This window comes from Dickeya fangzhongdai, assembly GCF_002812485.1.
Classification (GTDB): Bacteria; Pseudomonadota; Gammaproteobacteria; order Enterobacterales; family Enterobacteriaceae; genus Dickeya; species Dickeya fangzhongdai.
The window spans coordinates 624,829-648,273 of record NZ_CP025003.1; the positions used below are offsets into that span (position 1 = coordinate 624,829).

Consider the following 23,445-nt stretch of genomic DNA (forward strand, 5'->3'; position numbering starts at 1 on the left):
GATATGCGTATGAAGTTTGTCGCGATGCTGGTGTTGGCATCGGCATCTAGTCTGGTCAATGCATCCGTAAATACCAGTGTGCGTGTGGAAAATTCGCGTACGCAAACACTCGATCAGGGTTTGTCACGACTCCAGTCATCACAGTGGGGACTGACTGACGATGAGTGGTCGCGTTATCAGGACATGATGCGCGGGAAAACTGGCATCCAGTCACCAGGACTGGATCCGCTGACTGCGCTCGGTATTGACGCTCGTAGTGATGAAGAACGTCGGCAACTGGCGGAAAAGTGGGTCAGAGAAGAATACCAGCGCACCGAGAAGATTTTGAAATTCCAGCGCGAAGTGACCGCTGCCTGGGATCGTCTGTATCCGAATGTTTTACCCGTCAACATGGGGAACGGGAATGCCGGTGGTGTGGCACATGATAATGGTGGTCGTCTGGCCCTGTTTGTTAAATCCTCGGGATGTGGAAATTGTAATTCACGTCTGGCAGCAGTGCTGGCTGATAACCGGCCGGTTGATATCTATCTTGTCGACAGTGATGGTGATGACAACAAGCTACGACAGTGGGCCAGGGAGAGGAGTATCCCTGTTGAGCGCGTTCGTAGTCGCCAGGTAACACTGAACCATGATGGCGGTAGATGGATGCGCTTTGGTAATGGGCTGATGCCGGTATTGCTGCAGCAGGGGGATGATGGATGGCGTATCGTGGCCTTCTGATGCTGCTGGTGTTCTTGCTGCCAACTCATGTTGTCGCTCGACAGCCTGTTCCAGACGGTTATCAGCGAGTGGCGTACTCTCATCAGGTTCCACCTGAGTCTCTCTATGCTGTTGCGTTACAGGAGTCGAGTCGTAAGCTCCCACACGGCTTTCGCCCGTGGCCATGGAGTTTGAATGTAGCCGGGCGGTCATACCAATATGAAACACGTCTTGAAGCCTGGCAGGCTTTGCAGCGCTTTCTGAAAACAACGCCACACAAGAATATCGATATCGGGTTAGGGCAGGTGAACTGGGGGTGGAACGGCTCCCGGTTTGCAAACTCGTGGGATGCGTTCGAACCCTACACTAATTTGAACGTAGCCGCTCGTATTTTGCGTGAATGCTATGAGCGGCAGCCTGGTAGCTGGTTACAGGCGGCGGGATGCTATCACCATCCGTCAGGCGGTCCTGCAGCGGCAAAATACATCGCAAGTGTAAAGCACAAGCTGACCATGATTGAGCCTGGCTCGGGCTCGATTTCTCCTCCTCTTGCTTCTCCCGCTTCTCTGTTTGTCTGGATTGAACCCCGGAGTTCCCGATGAAAATAGCTGTTTCTGTATTGTGCATGACCTTGATAAACCCGCTGCCCACAATAGCTGCATTGAATGTTGTGGCCGATTTGGGCGGGAACGATACCGCCCCGTTTTTTGATGGGATTAATCGGCAGGACAAGGATCTCAATACTACTAAAGTATGGCGGGGTCAGCCAGGAGAGGCGGCTATGTTGCCTGTTTTCACGCCGGAATTAAGTGTAGGCATCGAAACGCATCGGCCCCTGCGACTGCCAGGTATTGGTGCCTTATTTCTGATCGGGGACGATCCTGCGTCCCGCTCATGGCTACAGATGAATGCGGCGCAGATTAAAAAGAAGAACGCTGTTGGTCTGATTGTCAACGTCAGCAGTATGAGTGCAGTGCAGTCACTCAGAGAGTTGGCTCCAGGCATTCAGATGGCACCGGCGTCAGGGAGTGAGCTGGCCCGGCGTTTACACATAACACATTATCCGGTGTTAATCACGGATACCGGACTGGCATCTGAGGTGGTGCCGTGATCCCTACGTTCCCGGTACCAACATCGCTGGCTTTATTGGGGATGGTGATTTTTTTCGGTATTGCATTCGGTATATCAAACAGGTGGCGTGTACGTGAAAAAGCGAGTACCCGGCGTCACCGTCGTTATCGTGCCAGTGCGGAACGGGTACTGACGAAATTGCAAACATTGGCCGGTGATGGGCCGCGGCTGGCGTATTTGCGGCGTGTCAACCCGTATGTCTTTGAGGAACTGCTATTGCTGGCGTTTGAGCGTTACGGGTTACAGGTGATCCGTAACGCTGCATATAGCGGTGATGGCGGCATGGATGGGCAGGTATTTATCCATGGACAGCGTTGGTTGATTCAGGCCAAACGCTACAAAAACGCAATATCACCCCACCACGTTAGCGCATTTTCAAAACTGCTTACAAAGCACCAGTGTAATGGCTTCTTCATTCATACAGGACGGACGGGTGATAAAAGCTGGAAATACGCATCAGGATGGTGCCATGGCAATACCGCACTTTTCATTATCAGTGGGCAACGTTTATTGACGTTATTGGCAGGTAACCCTCACTGGTTGGACAATATTTGGGGTGAAAAATGAGCAATCGTTATGTGGTTGAGGCATTGTTGCGCCCGGCAGTTGAACTGAATACTGCTGCAGTATCTGCTGTTGCCGCGTTTGTCTGTGTTAAAGCGCCCTGGGCTGTGGCCCTGGCACCTTCAGTCAGTTATGTCACTGCCGGCGGTTTTGCCGTATTGGCTGCTGTCCGTACTCGCCAGGGAATGCAGGTTCTTGCATATCGCCGTAACCTGCGCCGCTTGCCACGTTACGTTATGAGTAGCAAGCAAATCCCTGTCAGCCGACGTCGGTTGTTCCTCGGCAAGGGGTTCATGTGGACACAGAAACACACACAGCGGCTGCATGATACGTTGCGACCTGAGGTTGAACGTTACATTCGGCCGTCACAGTTGTATCAGGCAGCACGGCGGCTGGAGAATGTAACAGAGCATCATTTACCCTGGTTGACCCGATTATTGAACGCTGATACGCCGTTGAATCCGGTTCGCCCATTGCCCCCAGTCGGTGGTAAGCCGGTATTGCACGGTATCGAGCCGAATGAAGCCGACGTCACCATGCCATTGGGCGATCGGCCCGGGCACACGATTGTTCTGGGAACCACACGGGTTGGCAAAACCCGACTGGCCGAGTTATTGATCACCCAAGATATCCGCCGCGGCGATGTCACCATCGTATTTGATCCGAAAGGCGATGCGGATTTATTACGCCGGGTCTGGGCTGAGGCGCACCGCGCTGGGCGCGGAGATGCGCTGTATATCTTTCATCTGGGCTGGCCGGAGATTTCTGCCCGCTATAACGCGGTAGGTCGGTTTGGTCGCGTGTCTGAAGTTGCCTCGCGAGTGGCCGGGCAACTGAGCGGCGAGGGTAACAGTGCAGCGTTTAAGGAGTTCGCCTGGCGTTTTGTGAATATTGTAGCCAGAGCATTGGTCGCACTGGGCGAACGGCCAGACTACACACTGATCATGCGCTATGTGAATAACATTGCAGACCTGTATCAACGCTATGCGGAGAAAGTCATTCGTGAGCAATTGCCTGAGCTGCAGCAGCAGATCACAAATAACCTGGGCGTACTCAAGGATGACGATGTACCTCGGAACATGCAGGGGCAGCCAAATGCTGCCGGGATTTGGGCGATAGAGGTGGCGCTAAGTTCAGAAACCGGGAAAAAGCTGTATGACCCTATTTTAGATGGCCTGCGTAGCGCTGTTCGTTATGACCGGACCTACTTCGACAAGATTGTTGCATCGCTGTTGCCGTTGCTGGAAAAGCTGACGACGGGCAAGACGGCGTCACTGTTATCCCCTGATTATCTCGACATGGATGATCCCAGGCCGATTTTTGACTGGGAACAGATTGTCCGTAAACGCGGGGTTGTTTATATCGGCCTTGATGCACTGACCGACAGCGAAGTCGCGTCGGCAGTGGGAAACTCCATGTTTGCTGACCTTGTCAGTGTCGCTGGCCATATCTATAAATACGGTGTGAATGCCGGCCTGCCTGGAAAACAGGATGAGAAAATACCGGTAAACTTGCATTGCGATGAATTCAACGAATTGATGGGTGATGAATTCATTCCACTGATCAATAAAGGGGGCGGTGCCGGTGTCCAAGTGACTGCGTACACGCAAACATCGTCAGACATTGAAGCCCGTATTGGCAACAGTGCGAAAACAGCTCAGGTCATCGGTAACTTCAACACGTTGATCATGCTGCGTGTGCGTGACAACAAGACCGCTGAACTGCTGACGACACAATTGCCTCAGGTTGAAATTTATAGCAAAACCCTGGTGTCAGGTTATTCAGATAGCCCCAATGTTGAAACCGGGCAGGACTTTACTTCAAGTACGCAAGATCGTGTCGGTACAGTGAAGACCCCGTTGATTGAGCCCCCCGATGTCGTCAGCCTGCCCAAAGGCCAGGCGTTCGCACTGCTGGAAGGTGGCCAGCTTTGGAAGATTCGTATGCCGTTGCCGGCTAATGACATTGATGATGCATTGATGCCTGCCAGTCTGCAGGATGTTGCGGAGGCAATGCGGCGGAATTATCACTCCAGTGAAGGATGGTGGAGTGGTAGCGCACTGCCGAATGTCGGAGGTGTTCATGGCACAGCAGAATAAAACCCCGACTCAGCAACCAGCCCCCAAACGTCAGCATGGGCTGTTTTACAATCTGATATGGGGATGGCCATGGAAACTGATTGGCATTGTCATAGCGTCGTTACTGCTGAGTCTGCTGATTGAATACGCTGGAATTGTGTTCCTGTGGCCAGATGAAGGGGCGGCTCACAGCCTGAGGGTGATGAATACTGAACTGGGCTACCTGTCGTCTGGGTTTACACGCAGCTTGTTGCTGTCTGAACCGTCCATTACCGTTGTTCGGTGGATCAATACGGCCTACCAATGGGCGTTTGTGAACAGCGGTTTTATGGATTGGGTGAAGAATCAGTATCAGGTACAGGCACTAAGCGGCAATGAAATGGCGCGAACGCTGAATGCCTGGAGTGGCTGGCTGGCCGGTTATCTGCGGGAGTACTTGCTGGCCACGGTGTACGTCACGGTCATTACCTTGGTCAGGGTTACGATTCTGATGTTGTCGGTGCCGCTGTTTATCATGGTTGTGATTGTTGCGGTGGTTGAAGGCCTGGGGCGTCGGGATCTGCGCCGTTTTGGCGCAGGTTATGAGTCCTCGTTTTTGTATCACCATGCCAAGCGACTGGTGAAGCCGGCATTTTATTTTCCGTGCATGCTTTATTTGTCCTGGCCAACATCAATCTACCCCAATTTTTTGCTGTTGCCCGCCGCGCTATTACTGGGAACGGCGATTACGGTGACGACAGCGTCATTTAAGAAATATATATAATTCCTCCGGTTAATGAGATGGTCACCCCCACCCTGTGGGCAGTACGCTGGCAGGGTGCAATTCTTCAGAGGGTTCCATCATGCAAACCGCGACGCTTATTGGTATCGATCTGGGTAAATATTCCTTTCACGTTCATTGCCAGGATCGGCAAGGTAATGCCTTGCTACGTAAGAAGTTTTCTCGTTCTCAACTTGCCACCTTTCTTGCAACCTACCCGGCCTGTACCGTGGTAATGGAGTCCTGTGCCGGGGCACATTACATGGCTCGAACCGTATCTCAGCTGGGCCATCGGGTTAAGTTGATTGCGCCACAATTTGTCCGGCCGTTTGTCAAAAGTAACAAGAACGATTTTGTTGATGCTGAAGCTATCTGCGAGGCAGCTTCCCGACCTTCTATGCGTTTTGTAACGCCCAGAACAGAAGAGCAGCAGGCCATGTCAGCTCTGCACCGCGTCAGGAGTTCTCTGATACGGGAGCGTGTTAAAACTACCAACCAGATGCATGCTTTCCTGCTGGAATTTGGTATCAGCTTGCCACGCGGCAGTGCAGTGATAAAACGCCTTCCCTCGGTACTGGAGGAAAATGGTATCCCACCTTACCTGGAAAGGCTTCTGGCAAGGCTCCATACGCATTACGGCTATCTTAGTGAGCAAATTAAAGAAATCGATAACGAGCTGAAAACACACCTCAATGAAGATGAAACAGCGCAACGGCTGCTTACTATCCCCGGTGTCGGGCCAGTAACAGCCAGTCTGCTGGCCACACGTCTGGGCGACGGAAAAAATTATGCCAGCAGTCGTGATTTTGCTGCTTCAACAGGACTTGTCCCCAGACAGTACAGCACGGGCGGAAAACCGACATTAATGGGTATCAGCAAGCGAGGGAACAAGGTGTTAAGAAGTTTACTTGTTCAGTGTGCCCGGGCTTTCATGCGACGGCTGGAACATAATTCGGGGCGTCTGGCGGAGTGGGTTAAAAAGCAGCTTGCCAGCCACCATTCGAACGTTGTGGCATGTGCTCTTGCAAACAAACTGGCGCGTATAGCATGGGCCGTTACAGCACATCAGACAGAGTTCAGTAAATAGAAAATACACCTTAAATTGATTTTGTATCAATCAATTAGAAAGTTACTATCTGGTTTTGCGAAGACTGATTATTGATGACATGAACGGCATATCGGCCTGCCGATGAACCTGGCATATCAAATGGCTCTCTGAAGCCGACCTGTTTTTAAGGTTCAGCAGGCGCGGAACTCATCGTGGCGCGAGCAGTTGCTGTTCACCAGACGCCGAATAGATTTAAGCAAGCCTGTCATAAGTCAAAATCAGTGTTGCAAAAAGGGGGGTGACCATAGATTGATATGGCTTGGTTATGTCTTTAACCAAGCCTTTTTAATGAATTTCATTAAGAGAAAATCAGGTTGTCAATATCTGATATGGCATTTAGCGATCCTCTGTGATCGCTCCCGCTTTTAGGTAGGATATATGTGTATCGTGAGTCTTCATTATATGTTATTTTCCAGTGCTTACCTTCTTCCTTTGCGTCAAATCCTAGGTCTTTTAATTGGCTTAATGTGCGTTTATCCATGTTTCTATATCCCGTGAGTGCTCTTTTTAATGCATTTGAATGAGTCTCTTTTTCATTTTTTATTTGATTGTTTTCGATTATTGAAGTGATGATGTGGTAACTTCTGCAGTTGGTTTTTTTATATAATAGTGACTGTTTTAATGATGTTATTATAAAGCCCTTTATTTCATTTTCATAAAAATCAATTTCGTCGCCGATGCTTATTGATATATCTCCTTGGCTAGGGGCTTTAGCTTGTAATATTCTTATTCTATTTTCTAGGTGATTTATTTTTTGGTTGAGTTCATCTATTTTTTCTTTTTGCGCAGTATTGTCTTCTTCGTATAGTTCAATCAGCTCTTGTGTATGTTCTCCTTTTTCCTTCAATGTGTTGATTGATTCTTTTGTCTTTTGATTTTGTATCTCTGACCAACCGCTATTAGAGATTGGTGCCATTGTTGTAGTCGCCTTGAGCACTTCTTCATATATTTCATCCTCGAAATCCTTGGCTGATTTTTCATTTCGTTTATAGAAACTAATACCTTGTCCTTTTGGCCAATATATCCCAACAACACCGCTATAAGCATTTTTAGCATTTGTAGCGCGCTTAACTTTATTGGAGAAGATTTTACTCCCAGGCTCAACTACTACATGAGCTAGGCCACAAACTTTTCTGGCTAAACGCTCAGGTATTATATTATGCGGGTGCTCATTGAAGTAATATTTTGAGCTGACATATATTACTGGTAGTTTATTTTTTGTGTTTCCATTTATAATGTCAGATGCAAACTTAATACTATCGTTGTCGTCTTTAAATCTGAAAGGTTCTATACTAATCGGAAAGAAATCATCGTTCCCTCCAGGGAATTTTTCAATTAAACGCATTACAATAAGAGGTTTTTTTGGTTGTGGGGCTGAGTATGCTGCTTCTTGACTAACAACACTTGACTCTACTTGAACCCATGTTTTTTTTTGGATTAAGTCTTTGTTAACAGATATGTCCGTTATCCATTTGTGTGGGGTGGATATTTTTGAATACCTGAAACAACACATTGTGATATTATTTGATTTATTTTCGTGAATGAGTATCTCTATTTTTTCATTCCCGGATTCAAATGGATTGTACTCCTTTTTATAATCGCAAAATAATTGTGCTGGTATGAATGATGTGTGAGGTGACTCTTGAACCCACGTGAAACATTCATCAAATATATTCTTTAATTGAGCTGTGTTGTCAACGTAAAATCCAGTGGAAAAATACTTCATTATAAAGTCCCCATTTAAATGATGTTTTATATTTCGCTTGATCCCTAATCCCTCAAGAGCTATCTGGCTACAATCTATTAGCCAGCAATTGAATCAGATTCTATCCCTGTAGGCATAACTTGCTTGGCCAGCTTAGACTCAAATATCTTTGCCACATCTAAGCGTACACGAAGTACGTTATGGTGTTGAGCACAGCCCAAGTGTAAGGAGCAAAATTGCAAGCAAGATAGCCGTAATGGAATAGATTCTAATATAGCTCATAATATGAGAATATCTAACCACTTTTATACTGGTTATCTAAATAGTTTCTCGCATTAATGCTCCACTTATCATTGCGCGGTTCAAGAGCTGGCGGGATGTCATCTCTCACAAGTGTAGCGCTATTATGAGAAGCTATTTAGCTCATTTGACATAAAAGTCAAGAGAGTACCCTCCGTGTTAGGATATTATCAGGTTATGCTTGCATAATAGATGAGGTTGTTTGGTTAATTTTCAAAATTACATAAAGGGTTTATCGCTGACCTGATTGTCCTGATTCCCCATGCTATGCACACCGTTAACTTAACTGTGAGGTGTGCATGTTTCCCTCTCTTTCTGCACTTCCTGCTTGCCTGCTTGGGGCGTCATTGCTTCTGTCTATGCCAGCCCAAGCATCAGAAAAGGACGAACTGGCCAGCACACAGCGTCTGCTTGAGCAGGTACAGGCGTCGTTAGAGCGGGCTCGCGTTGCCGCTGCGCAATCAGACCCGGCTGATCGGGCACGCTATCACTTTGATTATCAGCGCATCACGACAGACCTCAACACCATTAAAGCCGGCATTGATATGTATCTGGCACCGTCCCGGGCACAGCCACGCGATGCCGGTACGCTGGTTGGTAATTATCGCCGGGAGCGTCCCTGATGGGGTTATCCGCAGCGCAATCATCCGCCTTTAAAGCCGCGTCCGGCGGTTTTGATCCTCAGGTTCTCAACCTTATTTGCGTCGGATTTGTTCTGGCCGCGCTGTTTTTGTGGGCTGCATGGGCACTGAATGATGTATGGAACGGATGGGCGAATGAAAAGGTACGGAATGCTGCCCTAGGGCGCTTCGCGGTAAAAACCACCATTTTGCTGGTGATGAGCATCTGGATCTTTGCCAGCTAAATTGAATCTTTCCAAGAGGAATAAGGAATCCTGATGTTTAAAAACTTGCTGTCACGTTTAGCGTTCGTCTGGTTCACCATGGGTGTACTGAGCAATACCGCACTGGCGGGGTTGCCGTCAGTCGAAGCACCTCAATCGAGTGGCGGGTCGGGGCTGCTGGGGCAAATAAAGGGCTATTTTCAGGACGGTATTGTCCTGGGGGGATTGTTGGTTGCCGCCATCATGTTCATCAACGTTGCGATCGCTGCAGGTCACACGTTTGTTGATGTGCGTAATGAACGTGCGTCCTGGACCAAATTCGGTTCGATTGTGGTTGTCGGCGCCATTCTGCTTGTCGTGGTCATCTGGCTGCTGGGCAAATCAGCCAGCATCATTCTGTAAGGTGCTTTATGCAGACCATTCGATTTTTACCGGATCGTCTGAACGCTGAACCTGTCGTATTCCGCGGCTTCACTACTCCCGAATTAGGCCTGGCTGCGCTGGTCGGTGTCGGCGCGGGCTTCCTCTGGTCGCTGTTTCTTATTCCCCTTGTCGGCTGGGTCATTATTCCAACCGGCATGTTATTGACTCCGCTGTTGGTCATCGGGTTCGGGGGGCGTTGGATGTCGAGTATCAAGCGAGGCAAACCGGAAAATTACATCTGGCAGCGGCTGGAGGAAAAGAAACGTCACTGGGGGTGGGGAAAAGCCGCACTGATTATCCATTCACAAGGTTGGTCATTACGCCGCAGCCGATCAGTAATCAAGGGGGACTCATGAGCCGTTTTCGGCATGCGATACAAAATCGCGATCAGCACATACTAACGTTGCGTACCGCGTGTGGCGTACTGGTTGTGTTGTTAGTGATAACAATCTGGGGATGGATGCGGGCGCCGGATAAGCTGACTGTTCATACTCCGCCTGATCTGCGCACGGGCAGTACCCGGCCATGGTGGGAGGTGCCCGCACCTACCGTCTACAGCTTTGCCTACTACATTTTCCAGCAACTGAACTCCTGGCCAAAAAACGGTGAACAGGACTATCCCGCCAAAATTTACAGCCTGTCGTCGTATCTGACACCGGCCTGTCAGGATTTTCTGAATGCGGATGCGAAAAAACGCTCATTGAGCAATGAGCTGCTGGATCGTGTTCGTGTTGTCTATGAAATACCAGGGCGGGGTTATAACACCGACAGTGTGGATGTCCTGAGCCGCGATAACTGGGTTGTCCGGCTTGATCTGGTTACCGACGAGTATTATCACACAGAGCCGGTCAAACGCGTTCTGGTTCGTTATCCTCTGAAAGTGGTTCGGTGGGAGGGGGATGCCGAGCGTAATCCCTTTGGCCTGGCGTTGGACTGTTATGACAGCGTTCCCCAGCGGCTGGAGATTTCGCATCAGCCTCAGACTGATAAAAAAGGGGGAACACAGTGAGTCTGAGTCGTCTTCCCTTTACCCCAGGTATCCGCGCTGGAATGATGGCTATCCTGCTGGCTGTATCACTGGGTGTCTCAGCGGATGAACTCATGAAATGGGAGCGCATTCCGCTGCCGATCCCATTAAAAGTGGGGCAGGAACGCGTCGTTTTTGCGGACAAAAATGTGCGAGTGGGTTTCCCAAGGGCATTGGATGGCAAGTTGAGAGTACAGTCGACGGGCGGAGCTGTGTATCTCAAGGCTGACAGTGCCTTTCCACAAACGCGTGTCCAACTGCAGGATATGGAGAGTGGCGAAATCATCCTGCTGGATGTCACTGCCACACCTACTGGCCCAACAGAGCCAGTCCGTATTGTTTATAACGGTGATGTGACCTCCGTTAACAGCAGTACGGCAGCAGATAAAGCGAGTCGTAGTAAATCCACCTCTTCTTCCGCTACGGCGGAAGAGGCCAGCGCGACAAAACCGCAGACGCCACATTACAACGCCCCCCTGCCTGTTGTTCTGACTCGTTATGCCGCGCAGTCACTGTATGGTCCGTTACGGGCTGTGGAGCCAGTGACAGGGATCCACCCCGTAAACCCCCGATTGCCCGCACGAATTACGACCCTTTACCCGTCAGAACCGCTGGAGATTTCAACGCTGGCCGCCTGGGGGGTTGGGACCCGCACAGTCGTAGCCCTACGGGTCCGTAATACCGTCAGCCGGAAAATCGTGCTGGATCCGCGTGTACTGCAAGGGCAGTTCGTTTCAGCAACATTCCAGCATCGATGGGTGGGGCCGACAGGATCGCCGGAAGACACGACAACGTTGTATCTGGTGACAGCCGGGCGACCTGAGCTTGCCTTTGTCGCCGAGCCGACGATCGCTGTCAGCGCCAAACCCGACAAGAGCCGAAAAGGGAGCAAGCATGCAGATTAAATCGAATATGCTGGTCAAGATTATTGTGCCGACTGTCGTGGTGGCCGGTGCCCTGATCGGCGTAAAAAGCTGTCAGTCGACACCCGTGCAAAACAGCGGTGGGCAGACAACGACAACGCTGGGTTTATCTCAGGAAGAGCTCAAAGCGCTGGGCGTCGCGGGTGATACGCCGCAGGATACGTTACGAACGCTAGTCGGCTCATTGAATCAGGTCCGTGGTGAACTGTCTGCGTTGAGTAAACAGAATGAAGAGCTGCGAAAGCAAAACGACCAGCTAACGAAACGCAGCACTGATGTTTCGGGGCAGGTCAATGAAGCGGTTGCAGGCGTGCAGCAGTCGTATGACGCACGGCAAAAACAGTTACAGGATGAGCAGATCCGGCTGCAGAGCAGGTTTCAGGAACTGACGGATAAACTGGCCAATGCGATGAGCAATCCGGGTAGTCATGTCACCGGAGGATACCCACAATCAGGTCAGGGGCAGGGCGATATTCCGCTGGGTCTGGGTCTTGACGGGATGGGAAGTGATGCCGGTGGCACCACGACGCAAGGCGCTGATGGCATGCTGTGGGTCACGCCCAGAGATCAGAAGCCGTCGGATAAGACAACTACTGGCGTCGGCGGTACCCTGTCTGCGCCTCAGTTTCCGACCTCTTTTCTGAGCGACAACGAGCTCACACGCCAGAAGGCCGCCTATGAACAACAGGTAAAAGGGTACTCTGGCGAAAAGGAAAAGGAGCAGGCTGATCCTGTCTACACCTTACCTGAAAACTCCACCCTCATCGGCAGCCGTGCAATGACGGCCTTACTCGGCCGCATTCCTATTAACGGTACGGTCACTGATCCGTACCCGTTCAAAGTATTAATTGGTAAAGACAACCTCACGGCGAATGGCATCGAGCTGCCTGACGTTGAAGGTGCGATTGTCTCCGGCACGGCCAGTGGGGACTGGACGTTGTCGTGTGTCCGGGGGCAGGTGACCAGCATTACGTTTGTCTTTGCCGACGGAACTGTGCGTACGTTACCCCGCGCCGATGCTAATGGCAGCAGCAATGCCGGCAACAGTAGCGGTAATCAAAATACATCCGGTGGGAGTGCCAGCAGCGGTATCGGCTGGATCTCAGATGAAGCCGGGATCCCGTGTATCAGCGGTGAGCGAAAGTCTAATGCCTCCACCTACCTGCCGACCCTATTCGCCTTGTCTGCAGGCTCAGGAGCCGCCAGTGCTCTGAGTCAGAACCAGCAGACGACGCAGACGAACGGCTATGGCGGAGTGACGTCGTCACTGACTGGTGATGCAGGGCAGGCTGTGCTCGGTAAGGCTGTTGCCGGGGGGCTGAGTGAAACGACGGACTGGGTGAAACAACGTTATGGCCAGACCTTCGACGCCATCTATGTGCCCCCTGGTATGCGTCTGGCAGTGCATATTACCCGCCAACTGGCGATCGACTACGAGCAAAAAGGGCGGAAGGTTCGTTATGACAATTTTGTGTTGCCGGCAGACAGTGCCGGTCAGCATGGTCTGGACTGATGCGAGAAGCTGACATGGATAAATTGATGATTATTATGCTGATCCCCCTGCTGTTAGGGGGATGTTCAACTTCGAAAGAGGAGATGTTGCCGGCAGGAGAACATACCATGCTTGAATTGTGGAATGGCGCAGACGGGGAGGGAACTACCCGGAAGGCGGCCCAGGCCAGAGACGCATTACGCCGCCCACTGGATTCACGAGAGACACAAGCGTCGTTACGTGATGATCGCAGTTACAGCCGTACCCAGGAGAGCGAAATCAGTCAGCAGTTTCCCCGGTTGCCGAACCCCGATATGGTGATGTACCTCTTTCCGCATCTTGCTGATGGTAATACGCCAATTCCCGGATATAGCACTGTGTTTCCATTTTACAGCCAGACGCAATATGCGATGCCTGGCGAACGCGTGGAGGCATTGTAATGCTGTTCTCGTTATTTGATCGAAAGCGCCTCAAGAAAGACGCGCCGCTTCGCGAAAAGAAAGAACCCAGGCAGGATATTCCGTTCTCTTCCGGCGAGGGTGTTCCACATCATGTATCCGGGCGTGACGCATTAACGCGTCCAGGGCAGATGACTGTCCTCGATGAGGAGCGGCTGAATCATGCCAACCCATCGATTATCGATTTTCTGCCATGGGTGGAGTACCTGGATCGGGAGCAATGCCTGCTGCTGGATGACGGTATTTCTGTTGGCGCCGTGTTTGAACTGACCCCTGTGGCCACTGAGGGGCGAACAGATGATCGACTGGAGCAGATCCGCGACACTGTTGAAGACGCGATACAGGATAGTTTTGATGAATATGATGAGAATCCGTGGGTTATACAGTTCTATTGCCAGGATGAGGATAATGTTGATGTCTACATAGACCGGCTACGGAGCTACGTTAAACCTCATGCGCAGGGCAGTGCATTCACCGAGGACTGGCTGCAGGAGACTGAACGACATTTACGGGGAATTGCGCGCCCGGACGGGCTGTTTCACGACACATTGATCACCGGACAACCCTGGCGTGGTCAGCAACGTCGTACGCGTATGGTGGTCTATCGATGGATTGGCAATAACCGTGATCCGATGCCACCGGTGGAGATGCTGAACCAGGTGTGCGAACGCGTAACCAGCGCGTTATCGGGTGCCGGCGTAGTGTGTGTTCGGCAGAATGGTCACCAGGTACATGACTGGCTGTTGCGTCACTTCAACCCAGCGCCCGATTGGGTGGATAAACAGGTTTTATATCGACAGGCGGCATATTTTGACAGTCGCGATACGCCGGACGGCATGATGCCGGTGATGAATGATTTTGCTGAAACACTCTGGTTCAATCCGCCACAATCTGACGCCAAAAATGGCGTGTGGTGGTTTGACAATCAGGCCCATTGCGCATTACCGGTCGAGAAGCTGCGTAAGCCGCCTGAACCCGGCGCCGTGACGGGTGAGAAGGTTCGGGGAGAGAAAATCAATGCGTTGATGGACCTCTTCCCGGAGGGAACTATTTTCTGCATGACGATTGTGGTTCAGCCACAAGACAAGCTGGAAGCTGATTTTAACAGTCTGTCCAAGAATGCGGTCGGCGAAAATACCGAGTCCGGGCGTGTGCGTCAGGATGTCAGGACGGTGAAGGAATACCTGGGTAACCGGCATAAGTTGTACCGCGCCGGTCTGACCTTCCTGCTGCGCGCAGACGATCTGAAAACGCTGAATCACAAGCGCGTAGAGCTGACTACGGTACTGCTGGGGGCAGGTCTGCAACCAGTTCGTCCGGAATACGATGTCGGGCCGCTGAATACCTACGTACGTGCATTACCGATGTGTTTTAACCCGGAGATGGATAAAAAACATTGGTATACACGACTGACCTGGGTTCAGCACCTGGCGGGGTTGCTTCCGGTTACCGGGAGGGAGACGGGAACGGGGCATCCTGGTTTTAGCTTCTTCAACCGCGGCGGTGATGTGCTGTCGTTTGACCCGCTCAACAAAAAAGATCGCGGGCAGAATGCGCATATGTTGCTGTTTGGACCGACCGGTGCCGGTAAATCGGCGACACTTTGTGCCCTGTTGTCACAGACAATGGCCATTCATCGTCCGCGCCTGTTTATTGCTGAAGCCGGCAACTCGTTTGGGCTGCTGGCCGATTACTTTGAGCGGCTGGGACTGACCGTCAATAAAGTGAGTATCAAGCCGGGAAATGGCTTGAGTCTGCCGCTGTTCGGTGATGCTCATCAGCTATTGAATAGCGATGTACCATTAACGCTGGATGCTGATGCTTTGCCCGATCTCGATGCTGAAGAAGATGACGAGGAAGGGGATACCGAAAAACGTGACATCCTCGGGGAAATGGAGATATCGGCCAGGATGATGATCACCGGGGGGGATGTCAAAGAAGAGGACGACCTGAAGCGAGCCGATCGCACCATGATCCGTGAGGCATTGTTGATGGGTGCCCGAGCCTCGTACGCCGAGGGGCGGCAGATGCTGCCTTCTGATTTGCAGCGTGCATTGCTGGGGATTTCGGTGGATGTGAACCGAAACCCCCAGCGGCAGGCTAAAGCGGCTGAAATGGCTGAGTCATTGGGGATTTTCACGCTTGAGGGGAGTTTTGAAGCGGAGCTGTTCAACCGGGAAGGACAGTTGTGGCCAGAAGCCGATGTTACGCTGATCGACCTGGGATATTTTGCGCGAGAAGGCTACGAGGCCCAGATGGCGCTGACCATGGTGTCACTGACGAATACCATCAATAACATCGCCGAGCGCGATCAGTATCTCGGGCGGGATATCGTCTTCACCGTCGATGAAGCGCATATCGCCACTGTAAACCCGCTGCTGGCACCGTACATGACCAAAATCGTCAAGATGTGGCGAAAACTGGGGTCCTGGCTGTGGCTGGCGACGCAGAACCTGGAAGACTACCCTGATATCTCCCGCAAGATGTTGAATATGGCCGAGTGGTGGCTGTGTCTTGTCATGCCTAAAAAAGAGGTCGATGACATTAGTCGGTTCAAGTCGCTGACAGATGAGCAGAAGTCGGTGCTGATGTCTGCCAGTAAGCTGGACAAATGCTATACCGAAGGGGTGGTGCTGTCGAAAAACATTCAGGCATTGTTCAGAGCGGTTCCTCCCAGCCTTTACCTGGCTTTGGGAATGACAGAAAAAGAAGAAAAAGTGGAGCGACGTCGTTTGATGAACGAACACAATTGTTCGGAACTGGATGCGGCAATATTGGTCGCGAAGGCGTTAGACAAAGCCAGAGGCCTGGAGAATAAATCAGCATGATGACACTGAAATACCCGACGCCTGCTATTCAGCCGGAGAGCAGTACATTTCCGGTCATTTTTAACCTGTACCCACAGGGTGTGGCAGGGATCTCTCTGCAGAACGATCAGGCCCTTCAGCACCTGCGAGAGGCTATCCGGCAGCGAGTGCCAGGCGAATGCCGTGTTACCTGTCACCCGCATCGGGTCGGTACGCGCAGCAACGTGGCGTTGCATTTTGAAGGCGAACGGGGTGTTGGCCAGTGCGTCGATATTCTGATCACTGTGGCCGGCACAACCAGCTGGCCAGAGTCGGACGAGTACGATCATCCTCGCTGGTATGTATCCGTGCCGGATGCGGTGGATGTTGTGTATCTGGTGTTGTATCTGAAAGAGATGGCAGCGGATAAAATCCCGGGAATCAGCACTGATGCCCAGCGGTTGCTTGATGATGCAGAAAGCCAGCGTCGCAATGCCGCCGCTACGACAGAAAGTCTGCGTCGGAAACTGGCCCGGCTCAAAGATTCGGGTTCGGATACGTCGTCATCAGATTCGGACAGCCACTAATAAGGTAATGATGAAAATGTGCCGATGGGGAGATCGGCACGTTATATCTATAGAGACTTAGATTTTCGGAACGAAAAAATCTTTTACGGTATAATGTATATGTACAGCCAAAGGCTGTACGATTAAAATAAGGAAAATAAAATGGATCCTGAAGTAATTAATAAGCTACTTGCTGATTATGCGGATATTAGCAGTAAGTTAGCTACCTATATTGGTGAACGTGATTATACTGAAGAAGAGCAAGAGATTATGGATGTACTAATACGTATACATACTCAGCTTACTGAATATAGTTCAAGTCATATTTCCTAGCGCAATTAATATGTATAAAGAGATCACGTGTGTGATCTCTTTATGGTTTTATTGATCGTCAGTGACGAAACCATCCAAAATCTGTTGGTCTATGTGAATAGTAAATCGATGCACTATATCCTTCAGCCTGACCACCTCATCGTACGATACCTCGATTAACTCACCACTGGTACGTTTCCCGTTACGATGAACTATATCATGGCGTGTCTTTACCGCACGGTTCAGTTCTGCCATTTCTTTTTGTGGAAACTTCGTAAGAAGAACACTCTCGAACATTTGTTTTGCAATAACAAGATTATGAAATGCAATCCCATCCAGTTCTTCAGTGATGAGTTTGTCTAGTTTATCTAGCTGAATATAGATATTAGAAAGTTTGAAGTTTTGTGAGCTGAAAGGCTTGTAATGCTCAACAAAGCGTACTTTCACTGGTTCACGATTCAGAACTTCACGTTTCATAACATCACCCAGATAGGCTTCCATCGCAGTAATAATGCTGGCATAACACATACGTTGAAGTACTTGGTTTCCCGTGTCTGTGGCGGACAAGTTGGTTATCTGGGTAAGCGAGTTGCAGCAAGTCAGAAAATAGCTTGTCGCACCCTGCTGAATCTCTTCGATGTCTGTAAAGTCATCAGCCCGCTCGCCATAAACCAGTTCAGTAATATCCAGTTCGCAAATTTCCTCATCGTCACTGATTTCCAATATAGCTACCGCAAAAAAATCATTAAGTTGACAAGGGAAGTGCCATTTCGCAGCAATAGAAGTATCAGAAAAATATGGGAGAGATGAAAGCATTACGGAGAGAAGCGGATCTTCCTCAATAGGGTGATCCTGAATGTTGAAGTAGTCCTCAACACTATCTCCTTTGGTTAGTGAAATGGCGCGAGGGATACGTGACAGCCAGTCATCCAATGTGCTGGATGGTAGGACCTTACTGGCACGACTAAGTAAGTGATGGACTAATTCATTGCCCTCACGACGTTCATGAAGTAGAAGGAGTGCAACCTGGATACTCTCGATGAGCAAGGCTAGTGATTCATTAAAATGGCGTTCAAGCGAATCCCGGTCAAATCCGTGCAATGCCAGCCGTCGGCGAAGCTGAGCCGCAGTAGTGCGGTAACCAATAAAATCGCCTTCGGTGTAATGTTCATAATCAAGTGGAGTGTGGGGGATATGGATGTGCCGCACACGGTCTGTAGCTCTGAAATACCATGGGTCATAACTGTTTTGCCATGAATCAACAGTTACGCCACAGATCCTCATGAAGGCCCAGTCGGACATAGTTAGCACTCCCTATCCTATAATTTATTGACATACAAAGGCTATAATTCTTTCAGTGTATCAATAGTGGTGTGTATATGCTTGCTAGCCAGTCACATGCTTTTTAACGTTTATTTTCATGATATAAGAAAGAGTTAATCGCTGTTTATCTTTCGCGCCTGCTGCACCCTGAAGGGTATTTCTTAACCCAAAGGAGCGTGGTGATGAACAGCAAAGTGGCTGCCTTTCTTCTTTTACTCTCGCCTGTGCCGTTATTGGCCAACCCTGTCGTCTATACCGACACACAACACCCCCCCGTTAATCTTTCTCCTGGGACGCGAATCGTCTGGCTGGATGGCCCGGAACACCTACAGAACTCGCTGTTTGGTGACCTGTCGGCATCAATGGAGCAGGCGGCTTCACAGGTACGAACGATGATGCAATCGCCAGACTGGCAGCGGCATGAGCAGGCGCTGCAGGTTGCATACCGTGGTGTTATGCATGCCTGGGAACTCGGCGTCAGTAAATATCCTGCTATTGTTTTTGATGATCGTGATGTGGTTTACGGCACGCTGGATGTCGCCAAAGCGACGGCCTTAAGAGCCAAAGCGACTGAAACTGGGGGCCGCCCATGAAGTGGCGGGTTCGGTTACGACCGATTGCAGCGGGAATGATGCTAATGGCCGCCAGTGAGCCGGCAGCGATCGCAGCGATCAATACGGCACAGATTGTGGCGAGCGCGATATCACCCACTTGCATCAGCTGGCGTATCAGTGGAATTTGTTACTGGCTGTTTTGCACACCATTCGGTTGCCAGGTACGGACCTCTGTCAAAGTAACGCATTTCATTCCAGATGCCGTGGTATCCACCTATATAGCGCCGGGCGGAAATCCTTGGGCGGAGATGTCTCTGGTCAGTCAAGGGGCCGGTGGGTTGGAAAATACGGTGACGAATGCGTTTGCCGGTTTGTCAGCGGGAGGGGGTAACGCCGCTGACATTAAGGACCCTGGACGCCGTAAATCCAATATCAAATTCAAGTATGCCGATGCGATCGGTCATCCATCTGCAGCCATCATCGGTGGCCAGATCCCGGGGTATTCCTGTAACAGTGCCGCCACCCCACTGATGCCGTATTTTCTGAGCACGCTGGATTCTATCGCCTGGCGAACAGGTATCCCTGAATTTCTCTATCCAGAAGCCCTCGTGCCGGGACAGCGCGAGCTGGGGAGTACGACCTCAGGAAATATGTGGGGCAGTATCTATCCCCGGTCTGGATTCGTTCAGCATACCGATGATGACAAGGCATCTGCGATTGTTGCCCAACGTGTGGCCGACATTATCACCCGAACGGGGCAGCCTCATGTCTACCAGGCTTTATCCGGTTCCCGTACAGACGGCTACTGGCCACCTGAACCCGTTACCGAAAACACGAACAACCATAAGTGGCAGCGTCTCTCACCTCAGATGAGTACCTCCTGCGCCATCTTTCCAGATGGTGATCATGTCAGTGCGGAAAATGGCAATGAAGCCTACGCACTTTGGCAACCGTACAGCTGCTGCCAGCGTCGTGGCCAGCGGCTTTTATATACCACGAATTTTTAATGGGGTTGTCCATGAAAGTGAAATCATGTGCCCTGGTCATCAGCCTGCTGATGACGCCAGGAGCATTCGCCGATCTGTTTAATGTCAATCTGCCTCAGGCGAATAACAGCGCCCTGGGTTATGGCGCCGATATGAGCGGCGGTGTGTCAGACAAGCTGTTTTACACGTTGGGTGGCGGCTCAGTTATCTCGCAGCCGGCAACGCGCAGCAGTATGCAGAAACTGGGGGTGGATCTGGGGTGGAGTTCGGACCTGCAGTGCGGGAACTTTGACCTCAGGACCACGGTCGGTAACCAGTTGAATGGTGTTACATCGGGTTTCAAGAACTTAATGGGAGAGGTTATCCAGGGCGCAACGGGAGCCGTGGGCAGTTTACCTGGCGCGGTCATCCAGCGCGCTAACCCGGGGCTGTATGACATGCTGACCAACGGGGTATTGCAGGCGAATATGGCGTTCGATAAAGCGATGTTCAATTGCCAGAACATGACCAAGCGCATGATGGATTTCTCGGACTCAAGCAAATGGACGCAATCAGCCTTAGCGGATGAGTACAAGCAGATGGTGAACAGCGGAAAAGCGGACGGTATCCAGGTCGATAACGATTCGCAAAAGCTTACTGGGAATAATGGTCAGAACTGGATCGGTGGCCAGCGTCGTGGCGGTAAAGGGCAGCCGGCTATCAGGCCAACCCATGACCTGGCCGCAGCTGGCTATAACATGATGACCAGCCAGCCTGTGCTGAGTACCGCCTCGGTCAGTGCCAGTAATTGTAACGGGTCTGTATGCCAGAAGTTCAGTAACCCGGAAGAAGCCGCGAAAGCTGTCGTTCAGGTATTGGGTGATCGGTCGATGCGAACGTGCAAGAACGCCGCCGAATGTACCAGCGGCGATGATGCCCAGCAGCCTGGGACTACACAGGCAGGAACCGGCTTTGCACCAATGCTGGAAGAAGCGACAAAAGCCAATACCGAGCAACTGGTGAAACTGGTGAACGGTAGTGAAAAACCGACGGCGGCCAACCTGGCCAAATTGAAAACGGGGAGCCTGAGTATCACCAGTGGTGTGATTTACGCACTACAGCGTGACCCGGATAACGCCGCCCTGACCGGGCGCCTGGCTAGTGAACTCGCAATGGCAGATACCGTCGAGACGGCATTGCTGATGCGTCGCATGCTGGTAACGGGGATGTCTGAGCCAAACGCTGCTTCACAGGAAGCCGCAGTTGATGAAGGAACGAAGCGTGTCGAAGCGCTCGACCGAGAAATCGCTGCGCTGAAAAACGAGATGGAGCTCAAGCGGGAACTGGCACGTAACTCGGTACTGACAATCATTGAGCGTGAGAATAATCGTGTTGAAGTGAACCCGCAGAAGCAGGTACAGGACAACACAGATACGCGCTTCAATCAAATGTCGTTGCCTGACACACAGAAGTAAGGGAGGCATCGATGGACATTAAACACACCGATATACCACCACTTCAGCGTGTACTCGGGCAGATGCGTCGCGGTGTCCGGCGCACATTACTTATCCTGGCAGTGATCACGGGTACGATGCTGATCGCGCTCCTGATTGCACGTTTAGGGATGTCGCACCCCGATGAATTTCTGGCATTACGGCAATGGATGCAACACACCCGGATGGTATGGCTGGTCTGGCGGCTGGCACTGTATAGCGCGTTAGGCTGGGGACTCTGGAAGGTTTGGCGCGCTTCCGGCTGTAAGCCCGAGTACAGGAAGTCGCTAATACGCATAGCTATTGTGGGAGCTGTGTTTTTGCTGATCTGCGAGTATGCCATTTTTAGTGCGCCGGGAGAGGCATCATGATCACGAACAGCTACCTGGAGTATTTTCTGACACTGCTGGGCTGGGTAATAAATAATGGATTGTGGAACATCCTGATTGGTACCGGGTTGTTTGCGGCGCCACTGGCCTTCAAGATCGTGGGTATCTGGATGCGTGTCAGAGAAGAAGGGGAGGATGAGGGCAACAAAGGCATGTTGTCACTTCCTCGTATAGAGAATGCTATCTACGGCGCATTTATCGTCATGCTGGCCTGCTGTGTACCGTTAATTAATGTCAGCCTGAGCGCGATAGAGTATGACGCTTCCCGCGCTAAAACCTGTGGTACCTGGACGCCAAAGGCACCCGATGAATCCGGATACTCAGGCGTTGTTTCCAGCCTGAACGACCAGACGGCTGCAGTGCCGGTGTGGTGGGCCGTCGTACACAGGTTGTCGAAAGGGATCACGCAGGCCGCAGTGGCGACAATCCCATGCCGACCGGATCTCCGACAGGTACGTTTTGAGGTACAGCATACCAGTATCGATAATCCCGCACTGGCTGAAGAGCTGCAAGACTTCACAAACGACTGTTACGCCCTGGCGTTGTACATGTGGAAACAACAAGATCAGGGGATGACTACCGACAAGGAAGTGTTGCGGGATATCGAGTGGCTGGGGAGCTCGACATTTCGCTCACGTTATTACGGATCGTTGAATTCTAAAATGCCACGCCCCAGCTTCCCCTGGAGCGAATCGAGAGACAGTGGACGACCCAACACTGGCCGGGGCGGTTATCCAACGTGTAACGAGTGGTGGTCTACGGCGGATACCGGTTTGCAGGACAGGGTGGTTAATCAGGCAGACCCAGGGATGTGGCTGCGTTTATCTGCAGCGTTGAAAATGATGGGGAAAAGTACCGCTGATTACAAGGAAGCCGTGATTAGACGCCTAGTCAGTCCGCAAAGTCTCAACATTTCACAGGGCGGACAGGTTTATGCAGGCTACGGTGGTAACGCTGACTTCACCACCATGAATACGGCTACCCGACTAGGCGCCATTGCCGGCAGTGCGTTAGGTAGCCTGGCAGCATTTCCGGCGTTTGATGCGATGCGTCAGGCGCTGCCGATGGTTCAGGCAGTACTGTTGATGGCCATGTACGTATTGCTGCCGTTAATTCTGGCGTTTGGTGTCTATGAGTTCAAAGTGGTAATTACGCTGACGTTTGTAATCTTTGCGCTGAACTTTCTGACGTTCTGGTGGGAACTGGCTCGCTGGTTAGATAGTTGGTTTTTGGAGGCGCTGTACAGCTCAGATACTCATAGCCGATTTAATCTGGCTGGGTTTCAAAACACATCTGATGACATCGTTATGACATTTGTGCTGGGAACCATGTTCATTGTTCTGCCGGCAGTGTGGGTGGGCGCATTGTCATGGGCCGGGATTAACGTCAGCAATGTGCTAGCGGCAGCTATAGATAAAGGCCCGATGGCGGCTCAGCAGGCAGGAGGGCAGGCTGGGAGTGTTGCCGGCAAAGCGATGGGAGCTTTTGAGAGTGGAATTAATGAGGGGTTGAAAAAACCATAAAATGCACAAAGGGAGCTAATCA

At 51.1% G+C, this 23,445-nt stretch carries 25 protein-coding genes; 23 read left to right on the forward strand and 2 right to left on the reverse strand.

Annotation, left to right across the window (positions count from 1 at the left end; translation table 11 throughout):
* The first annotated feature begins 3 nt into the window (after positions 1 to 3).
* From CVE23_RS02955 to CVE23_RS02985, 7 genes are all read left to right on the forward strand, one after another.
* Positions 4 to 720 (forward strand): TIGR03759 family integrating conjugative element protein, encoded by a 717-nt coding sequence (locus tag CVE23_RS02955; RefSeq protein ID WP_100848852.1) that lies wholly within the window; start codon positions 4 to 6, stop codon positions 718 to 720.
* Positions 699 to 1,301 (forward strand): lysozyme family protein, encoded by a 603-nt coding sequence (locus CVE23_RS02960; RefSeq protein WP_225622635.1) that lies wholly within the window; start codon positions 699 to 701, stop codon positions 1,299 to 1,301. The genes CVE23_RS02955 and CVE23_RS02960 overlap by 22 nt, the downstream gene beginning before the upstream one ends.
* Complete coding sequence (locus tag CVE23_RS02965; protein WP_100848853.1) at positions 1,298 to 1,810, forward strand: integrating conjugative element protein; 513 nt, start codon at positions 1,298 to 1,300, stop codon at positions 1,808 to 1,810. Before CVE23_RS02960 ends, CVE23_RS02965 begins: the two co-directional genes overlap by 4 nt.
* Positions 1,811 to 1,851: 41 nt before the next feature.
* Positions 1,852 to 2,397, forward strand: a complete 546-nt coding sequence (locus CVE23_RS02970; RefSeq protein ID WP_100848854.1) for a restriction endonuclease — start codon at positions 1,852 to 1,854, stop codon at positions 2,395 to 2,397.
* Positions 2,394 to 4,493: a type IV conjugative transfer system coupling protein TraD gene (traD, locus tag CVE23_RS02975; protein WP_100848855.1), complete on the forward strand. Its 2,100-nt coding sequence runs from the start codon at positions 2,394 to 2,396 to the stop codon at positions 4,491 to 4,493. Before CVE23_RS02970 ends, traD begins: the two co-directional genes overlap by 4 nt.
* Positions 4,477 to 5,235, forward strand: coding sequence for a TIGR03747 family integrating conjugative element membrane protein (locus tag CVE23_RS02980; protein WP_100850396.1), 759 nt, complete (start codon positions 4,477 to 4,479; stop codon positions 5,233 to 5,235). The genes traD and CVE23_RS02980 overlap by 17 nt, the downstream gene beginning before the upstream one ends.
* Before the next feature lie 79 nt (positions 5,236 to 5,314).
* Positions 5,315 to 6,319, forward strand: a complete 1,005-nt coding sequence (locus tag CVE23_RS02985) for an IS110 family RNA-guided transposase (RefSeq protein ID WP_100848856.1) — start codon at positions 5,315 to 5,317, stop codon at positions 6,317 to 6,319.
* A 319-nt stretch (positions 6,320 to 6,638) separates the two neighbouring features.
* Here CVE23_RS02985 and CVE23_RS02990 read toward each other — a convergent pair whose 3' ends face one another.
* Entirely contained in the window at positions 6,639 to 8,066 is a 1,428-nt protein-coding gene (locus CVE23_RS02990; protein WP_100848857.1) for a coiled-coil domain-containing protein, read from the reverse strand.
* Between the two features lie 578 nt (positions 8,067 to 8,644).
* On the opposite strand from CVE23_RS02990, the gene CVE23_RS02995 reads away from it, so the two are divergent.
* The 11 genes from CVE23_RS02995 (at position 8,645) to CVE23_RS22850 (ending at position 17,197) form a co-directional block, all read left to right on the forward strand.
* Complete coding sequence (locus tag CVE23_RS02995) at positions 8,645 to 8,968, forward strand: integrative conjugative element protein, RAQPRD family (RefSeq protein ID WP_100848858.1); 324 nt, start codon at positions 8,645 to 8,647, stop codon at positions 8,966 to 8,968.
* Positions 8,968 to 9,210: a TIGR03758 family integrating conjugative element protein gene (locus tag CVE23_RS03000; protein WP_024109762.1), complete on the forward strand. Its 243-nt coding sequence runs from the start codon at positions 8,968 to 8,970 to the stop codon at positions 9,208 to 9,210. The genes CVE23_RS02995 and CVE23_RS03000 overlap by 1 nt, the downstream gene beginning before the upstream one ends.
* Positions 9,211 to 9,288: 78 nt before the next feature.
* Positions 9,289 to 9,591, forward strand: coding sequence for a TIGR03745 family integrating conjugative element membrane protein (locus CVE23_RS03005; RefSeq protein WP_225622673.1), 303 nt, complete (start codon positions 9,289 to 9,291; stop codon positions 9,589 to 9,591).
* Between the two features lie 8 nt (positions 9,592 to 9,599).
* Positions 9,600 to 9,968 carry a TIGR03750 family conjugal transfer protein gene (locus CVE23_RS03010; protein ID WP_100848860.1) on the forward strand — a complete coding sequence of 123 codons (369 nt, stop codon included), beginning with the start codon at positions 9,600 to 9,602 and terminating at the stop codon, positions 9,966 to 9,968.
* Positions 9,965 to 10,621, forward strand: coding sequence for a PFL_4703 family integrating conjugative element protein (locus CVE23_RS03015; protein WP_100848861.1), 657 nt, complete (start codon positions 9,965 to 9,967; stop codon positions 10,619 to 10,621). The genes CVE23_RS03010 and CVE23_RS03015 overlap by 4 nt, the downstream gene beginning before the upstream one ends.
* A gap of 41 nt (positions 10,622 to 10,662) precedes the next feature.
* Positions 10,663 to 11,544 carry a TIGR03749 family integrating conjugative element protein gene (locus tag CVE23_RS03020; RefSeq protein WP_100848862.1) on the forward strand — a complete coding sequence of 294 codons (882 nt, stop codon included), beginning with the start codon at positions 10,663 to 10,665 and terminating at the stop codon, positions 11,542 to 11,544.
* Positions 11,534 to 13,075, forward strand: a complete 1,542-nt coding sequence (locus CVE23_RS03025) for a TIGR03752 family integrating conjugative element protein (RefSeq protein ID WP_100848863.1) — start codon at positions 11,534 to 11,536, stop codon at positions 13,073 to 13,075. Before CVE23_RS03020 ends, CVE23_RS03025 begins: the two co-directional genes overlap by 11 nt.
* A gap of 14 nt (positions 13,076 to 13,089) precedes the next feature.
* The gene (locus CVE23_RS03030; RefSeq protein ID WP_100850397.1) at positions 13,090 to 13,494 is read left to right on the forward strand and encodes a TIGR03751 family conjugal transfer lipoprotein; all 405 of its coding nucleotides are present in this window, start codon (positions 13,090 to 13,092) and stop codon (positions 13,492 to 13,494) included.
* Complete coding sequence (locus CVE23_RS03035) at positions 13,494 to 16,340, forward strand: conjugative transfer ATPase (RefSeq protein WP_100848864.1); 2,847 nt, start codon at positions 13,494 to 13,496, stop codon at positions 16,338 to 16,340. Before CVE23_RS03030 ends, CVE23_RS03035 begins: the two co-directional genes overlap by 1 nt.
* Positions 16,337 to 16,885 carry a hypothetical protein gene (locus CVE23_RS03040; protein WP_024109770.1) on the forward strand — a complete coding sequence of 183 codons (549 nt, stop codon included), beginning with the start codon at positions 16,337 to 16,339 and terminating at the stop codon, positions 16,883 to 16,885. The genes CVE23_RS03035 and CVE23_RS03040 overlap by 4 nt, the downstream gene beginning before the upstream one ends.
* 141 nt (positions 16,886 to 17,026) lie before the next feature.
* Positions 17,027 to 17,197, forward strand: a complete 171-nt coding sequence (locus tag CVE23_RS22850; RefSeq protein ID WP_167389536.1) for a hypothetical protein — start codon at positions 17,027 to 17,029, stop codon at positions 17,195 to 17,197.
* 48 nt (positions 17,198 to 17,245) lie between these two features.
* On the opposite strand, the gene CVE23_RS03045 is transcribed toward CVE23_RS22850, so the two are convergent.
* Positions 17,246 to 18,478: a HEPN/Toprim-associated domain-containing protein gene (locus CVE23_RS03045; RefSeq protein ID WP_145958401.1), complete on the reverse strand. Its 1,233-nt coding sequence runs from the start codon at positions 18,476 to 18,478 to the stop codon at positions 17,246 to 17,248.
* A gap of 203 nt (positions 18,479 to 18,681) precedes the next feature.
* Here CVE23_RS03045 and CVE23_RS03055 point away from each other — a divergent pair, with 203 nt between their 5' ends.
* The 5 genes from CVE23_RS03055 to CVE23_RS03075 are packed head-to-tail and all read left to right on the forward strand — an operon-like array spanning position 18,682 to position 23,423.
* On the forward strand, positions 18,682 to 19,092 hold the full coding sequence (locus tag CVE23_RS03055) for a TIGR03757 family integrating conjugative element protein (RefSeq protein WP_100848867.1): 411 nt from the start codon (positions 18,682 to 18,684) through the stop codon (positions 19,090 to 19,092).
* A 35-nt stretch (positions 19,093 to 19,127) separates the two neighbouring features.
* Positions 19,128 to 20,060 carry a TIGR03756 family integrating conjugative element protein gene (locus tag CVE23_RS03060; RefSeq protein ID WP_225622674.1) on the forward strand — a complete coding sequence of 311 codons (933 nt, stop codon included), beginning with the start codon at positions 19,128 to 19,130 and terminating at the stop codon, positions 20,058 to 20,060.
* 50 nt (positions 20,061 to 20,110) lie between these two features.
* Positions 20,111 to 21,493, forward strand: coding sequence for an integrating conjugative element protein (locus tag CVE23_RS03065; RefSeq protein WP_225622675.1), 1,383 nt, complete (start codon positions 20,111 to 20,113; stop codon positions 21,491 to 21,493).
* Between the two features lie 11 nt (positions 21,494 to 21,504).
* Entirely contained in the window at positions 21,505 to 21,882 is a 378-nt protein-coding gene (locus CVE23_RS03070; protein ID WP_100848869.1) for a hypothetical protein, read from the forward strand.
* The gene (locus tag CVE23_RS03075) at positions 21,879 to 23,423 is read left to right on the forward strand and encodes a conjugal transfer protein TraG N-terminal domain-containing protein (RefSeq protein WP_024109779.1); all 1,545 of its coding nucleotides are present in this window, start codon (positions 21,879 to 21,881) and stop codon (positions 23,421 to 23,423) included. The genes CVE23_RS03070 and CVE23_RS03075 overlap by 4 nt, the downstream gene beginning before the upstream one ends.
* The last annotated feature ends 22 nt before the right edge of the window (positions 23,424 to 23,445 follow it).

Bases quoted from the DNA above. Each gene is read 5' to 3' on its own strand.
- CVE23_RS02955 (WP_100848852.1), top strand. From the start codon at position 4: ATGCGTATGAAGTTTGTCGCGATGCTGGTGTTGGCATCGGCATCTAGT.
- CVE23_RS02960 (WP_225622635.1), top strand. From the start codon at position 699: ATGGCGTATCGTGGCCTTCTGATGCTGCTGGTGTTCTTGCTGCCAACT.
- CVE23_RS02965 (WP_100848853.1), top strand. From the start codon at position 1,298: ATGAAAATAGCTGTTTCTGTATTGTGCATGACCTTGATAAACCCGCTG.
- CVE23_RS02970 (WP_100848854.1), top strand. From the start codon at position 1,852: ATGGTGATTTTTTTCGGTATTGCATTCGGTATATCAAACAGGTGGCGT.
- traD (WP_100848855.1), top strand. From the start codon at position 2,394: ATGAGCAATCGTTATGTGGTTGAGGCATTGTTGCGCCCGGCAGTTGAA.
- CVE23_RS02980 (WP_100850396.1), top strand. From the start codon at position 4,477: ATGGCACAGCAGAATAAAACCCCGACTCAGCAACCAGCCCCCAAACGT.
- CVE23_RS02985 (WP_100848856.1), top strand. From the start codon at position 5,315: ATGCAAACCGCGACGCTTATTGGTATCGATCTGGGTAAATATTCCTTT.
- CVE23_RS02990 (WP_100848857.1), bottom strand. From the start codon at position 8,066: ATGAAGTATTTTTCCACTGGATTTTACGTTGACAACACAGCTCAATTA.
- CVE23_RS02995 (WP_100848858.1), top strand. From the start codon at position 8,645: ATGTTTCCCTCTCTTTCTGCACTTCCTGCTTGCCTGCTTGGGGCGTCA.
- CVE23_RS03000 (WP_024109762.1), top strand. From the start codon at position 8,968: ATGGGGTTATCCGCAGCGCAATCATCCGCCTTTAAAGCCGCGTCCGGC.
- CVE23_RS03005 (WP_225622673.1), top strand. From the start codon at position 9,289: ATGGGTGTACTGAGCAATACCGCACTGGCGGGGTTGCCGTCAGTCGAA.
- CVE23_RS03010 (WP_100848860.1), top strand. From the start codon at position 9,600: ATGCAGACCATTCGATTTTTACCGGATCGTCTGAACGCTGAACCTGTC.
- CVE23_RS03015 (WP_100848861.1), top strand. From the start codon at position 9,965: ATGAGCCGTTTTCGGCATGCGATACAAAATCGCGATCAGCACATACTA.
- CVE23_RS03020 (WP_100848862.1), top strand. From the start codon at position 10,663: ATGATGGCTATCCTGCTGGCTGTATCACTGGGTGTCTCAGCGGATGAA.
- CVE23_RS03025 (WP_100848863.1), top strand. From the start codon at position 11,534: ATGCAGATTAAATCGAATATGCTGGTCAAGATTATTGTGCCGACTGTC.
- CVE23_RS03030 (WP_100850397.1), top strand. From the start codon at position 13,090: ATGGATAAATTGATGATTATTATGCTGATCCCCCTGCTGTTAGGGGGA.
- CVE23_RS03035 (WP_100848864.1), top strand. From the start codon at position 13,494: ATGCTGTTCTCGTTATTTGATCGAAAGCGCCTCAAGAAAGACGCGCCG.
- CVE23_RS03040 (WP_024109770.1), top strand. From the start codon at position 16,337: ATGATGACACTGAAATACCCGACGCCTGCTATTCAGCCGGAGAGCAGT.
- CVE23_RS22850 (WP_167389536.1), top strand. From the start codon at position 17,027: ATGGATCCTGAAGTAATTAATAAGCTACTTGCTGATTATGCGGATATT.
- CVE23_RS03045 (WP_145958401.1), bottom strand. From the start codon at position 18,478: ATGTCCGACTGGGCCTTCATGAGGATCTGTGGCGTAACTGTTGATTCA.
- CVE23_RS03055 (WP_100848867.1), top strand. From the start codon at position 18,682: ATGAACAGCAAAGTGGCTGCCTTTCTTCTTTTACTCTCGCCTGTGCCG.
- CVE23_RS03060 (WP_225622674.1), top strand. From the start codon at position 19,128: ATGATGCTAATGGCCGCCAGTGAGCCGGCAGCGATCGCAGCGATCAAT.
- CVE23_RS03065 (WP_225622675.1), top strand. From the start codon at position 20,111: ATGACGCCAGGAGCATTCGCCGATCTGTTTAATGTCAATCTGCCTCAG.
- CVE23_RS03070 (WP_100848869.1), top strand. From the start codon at position 21,505: ATGGACATTAAACACACCGATATACCACCACTTCAGCGTGTACTCGGG.
- CVE23_RS03075 (WP_024109779.1), top strand. From the start codon at position 21,879: ATGATCACGAACAGCTACCTGGAGTATTTTCTGACACTGCTGGGCTGG.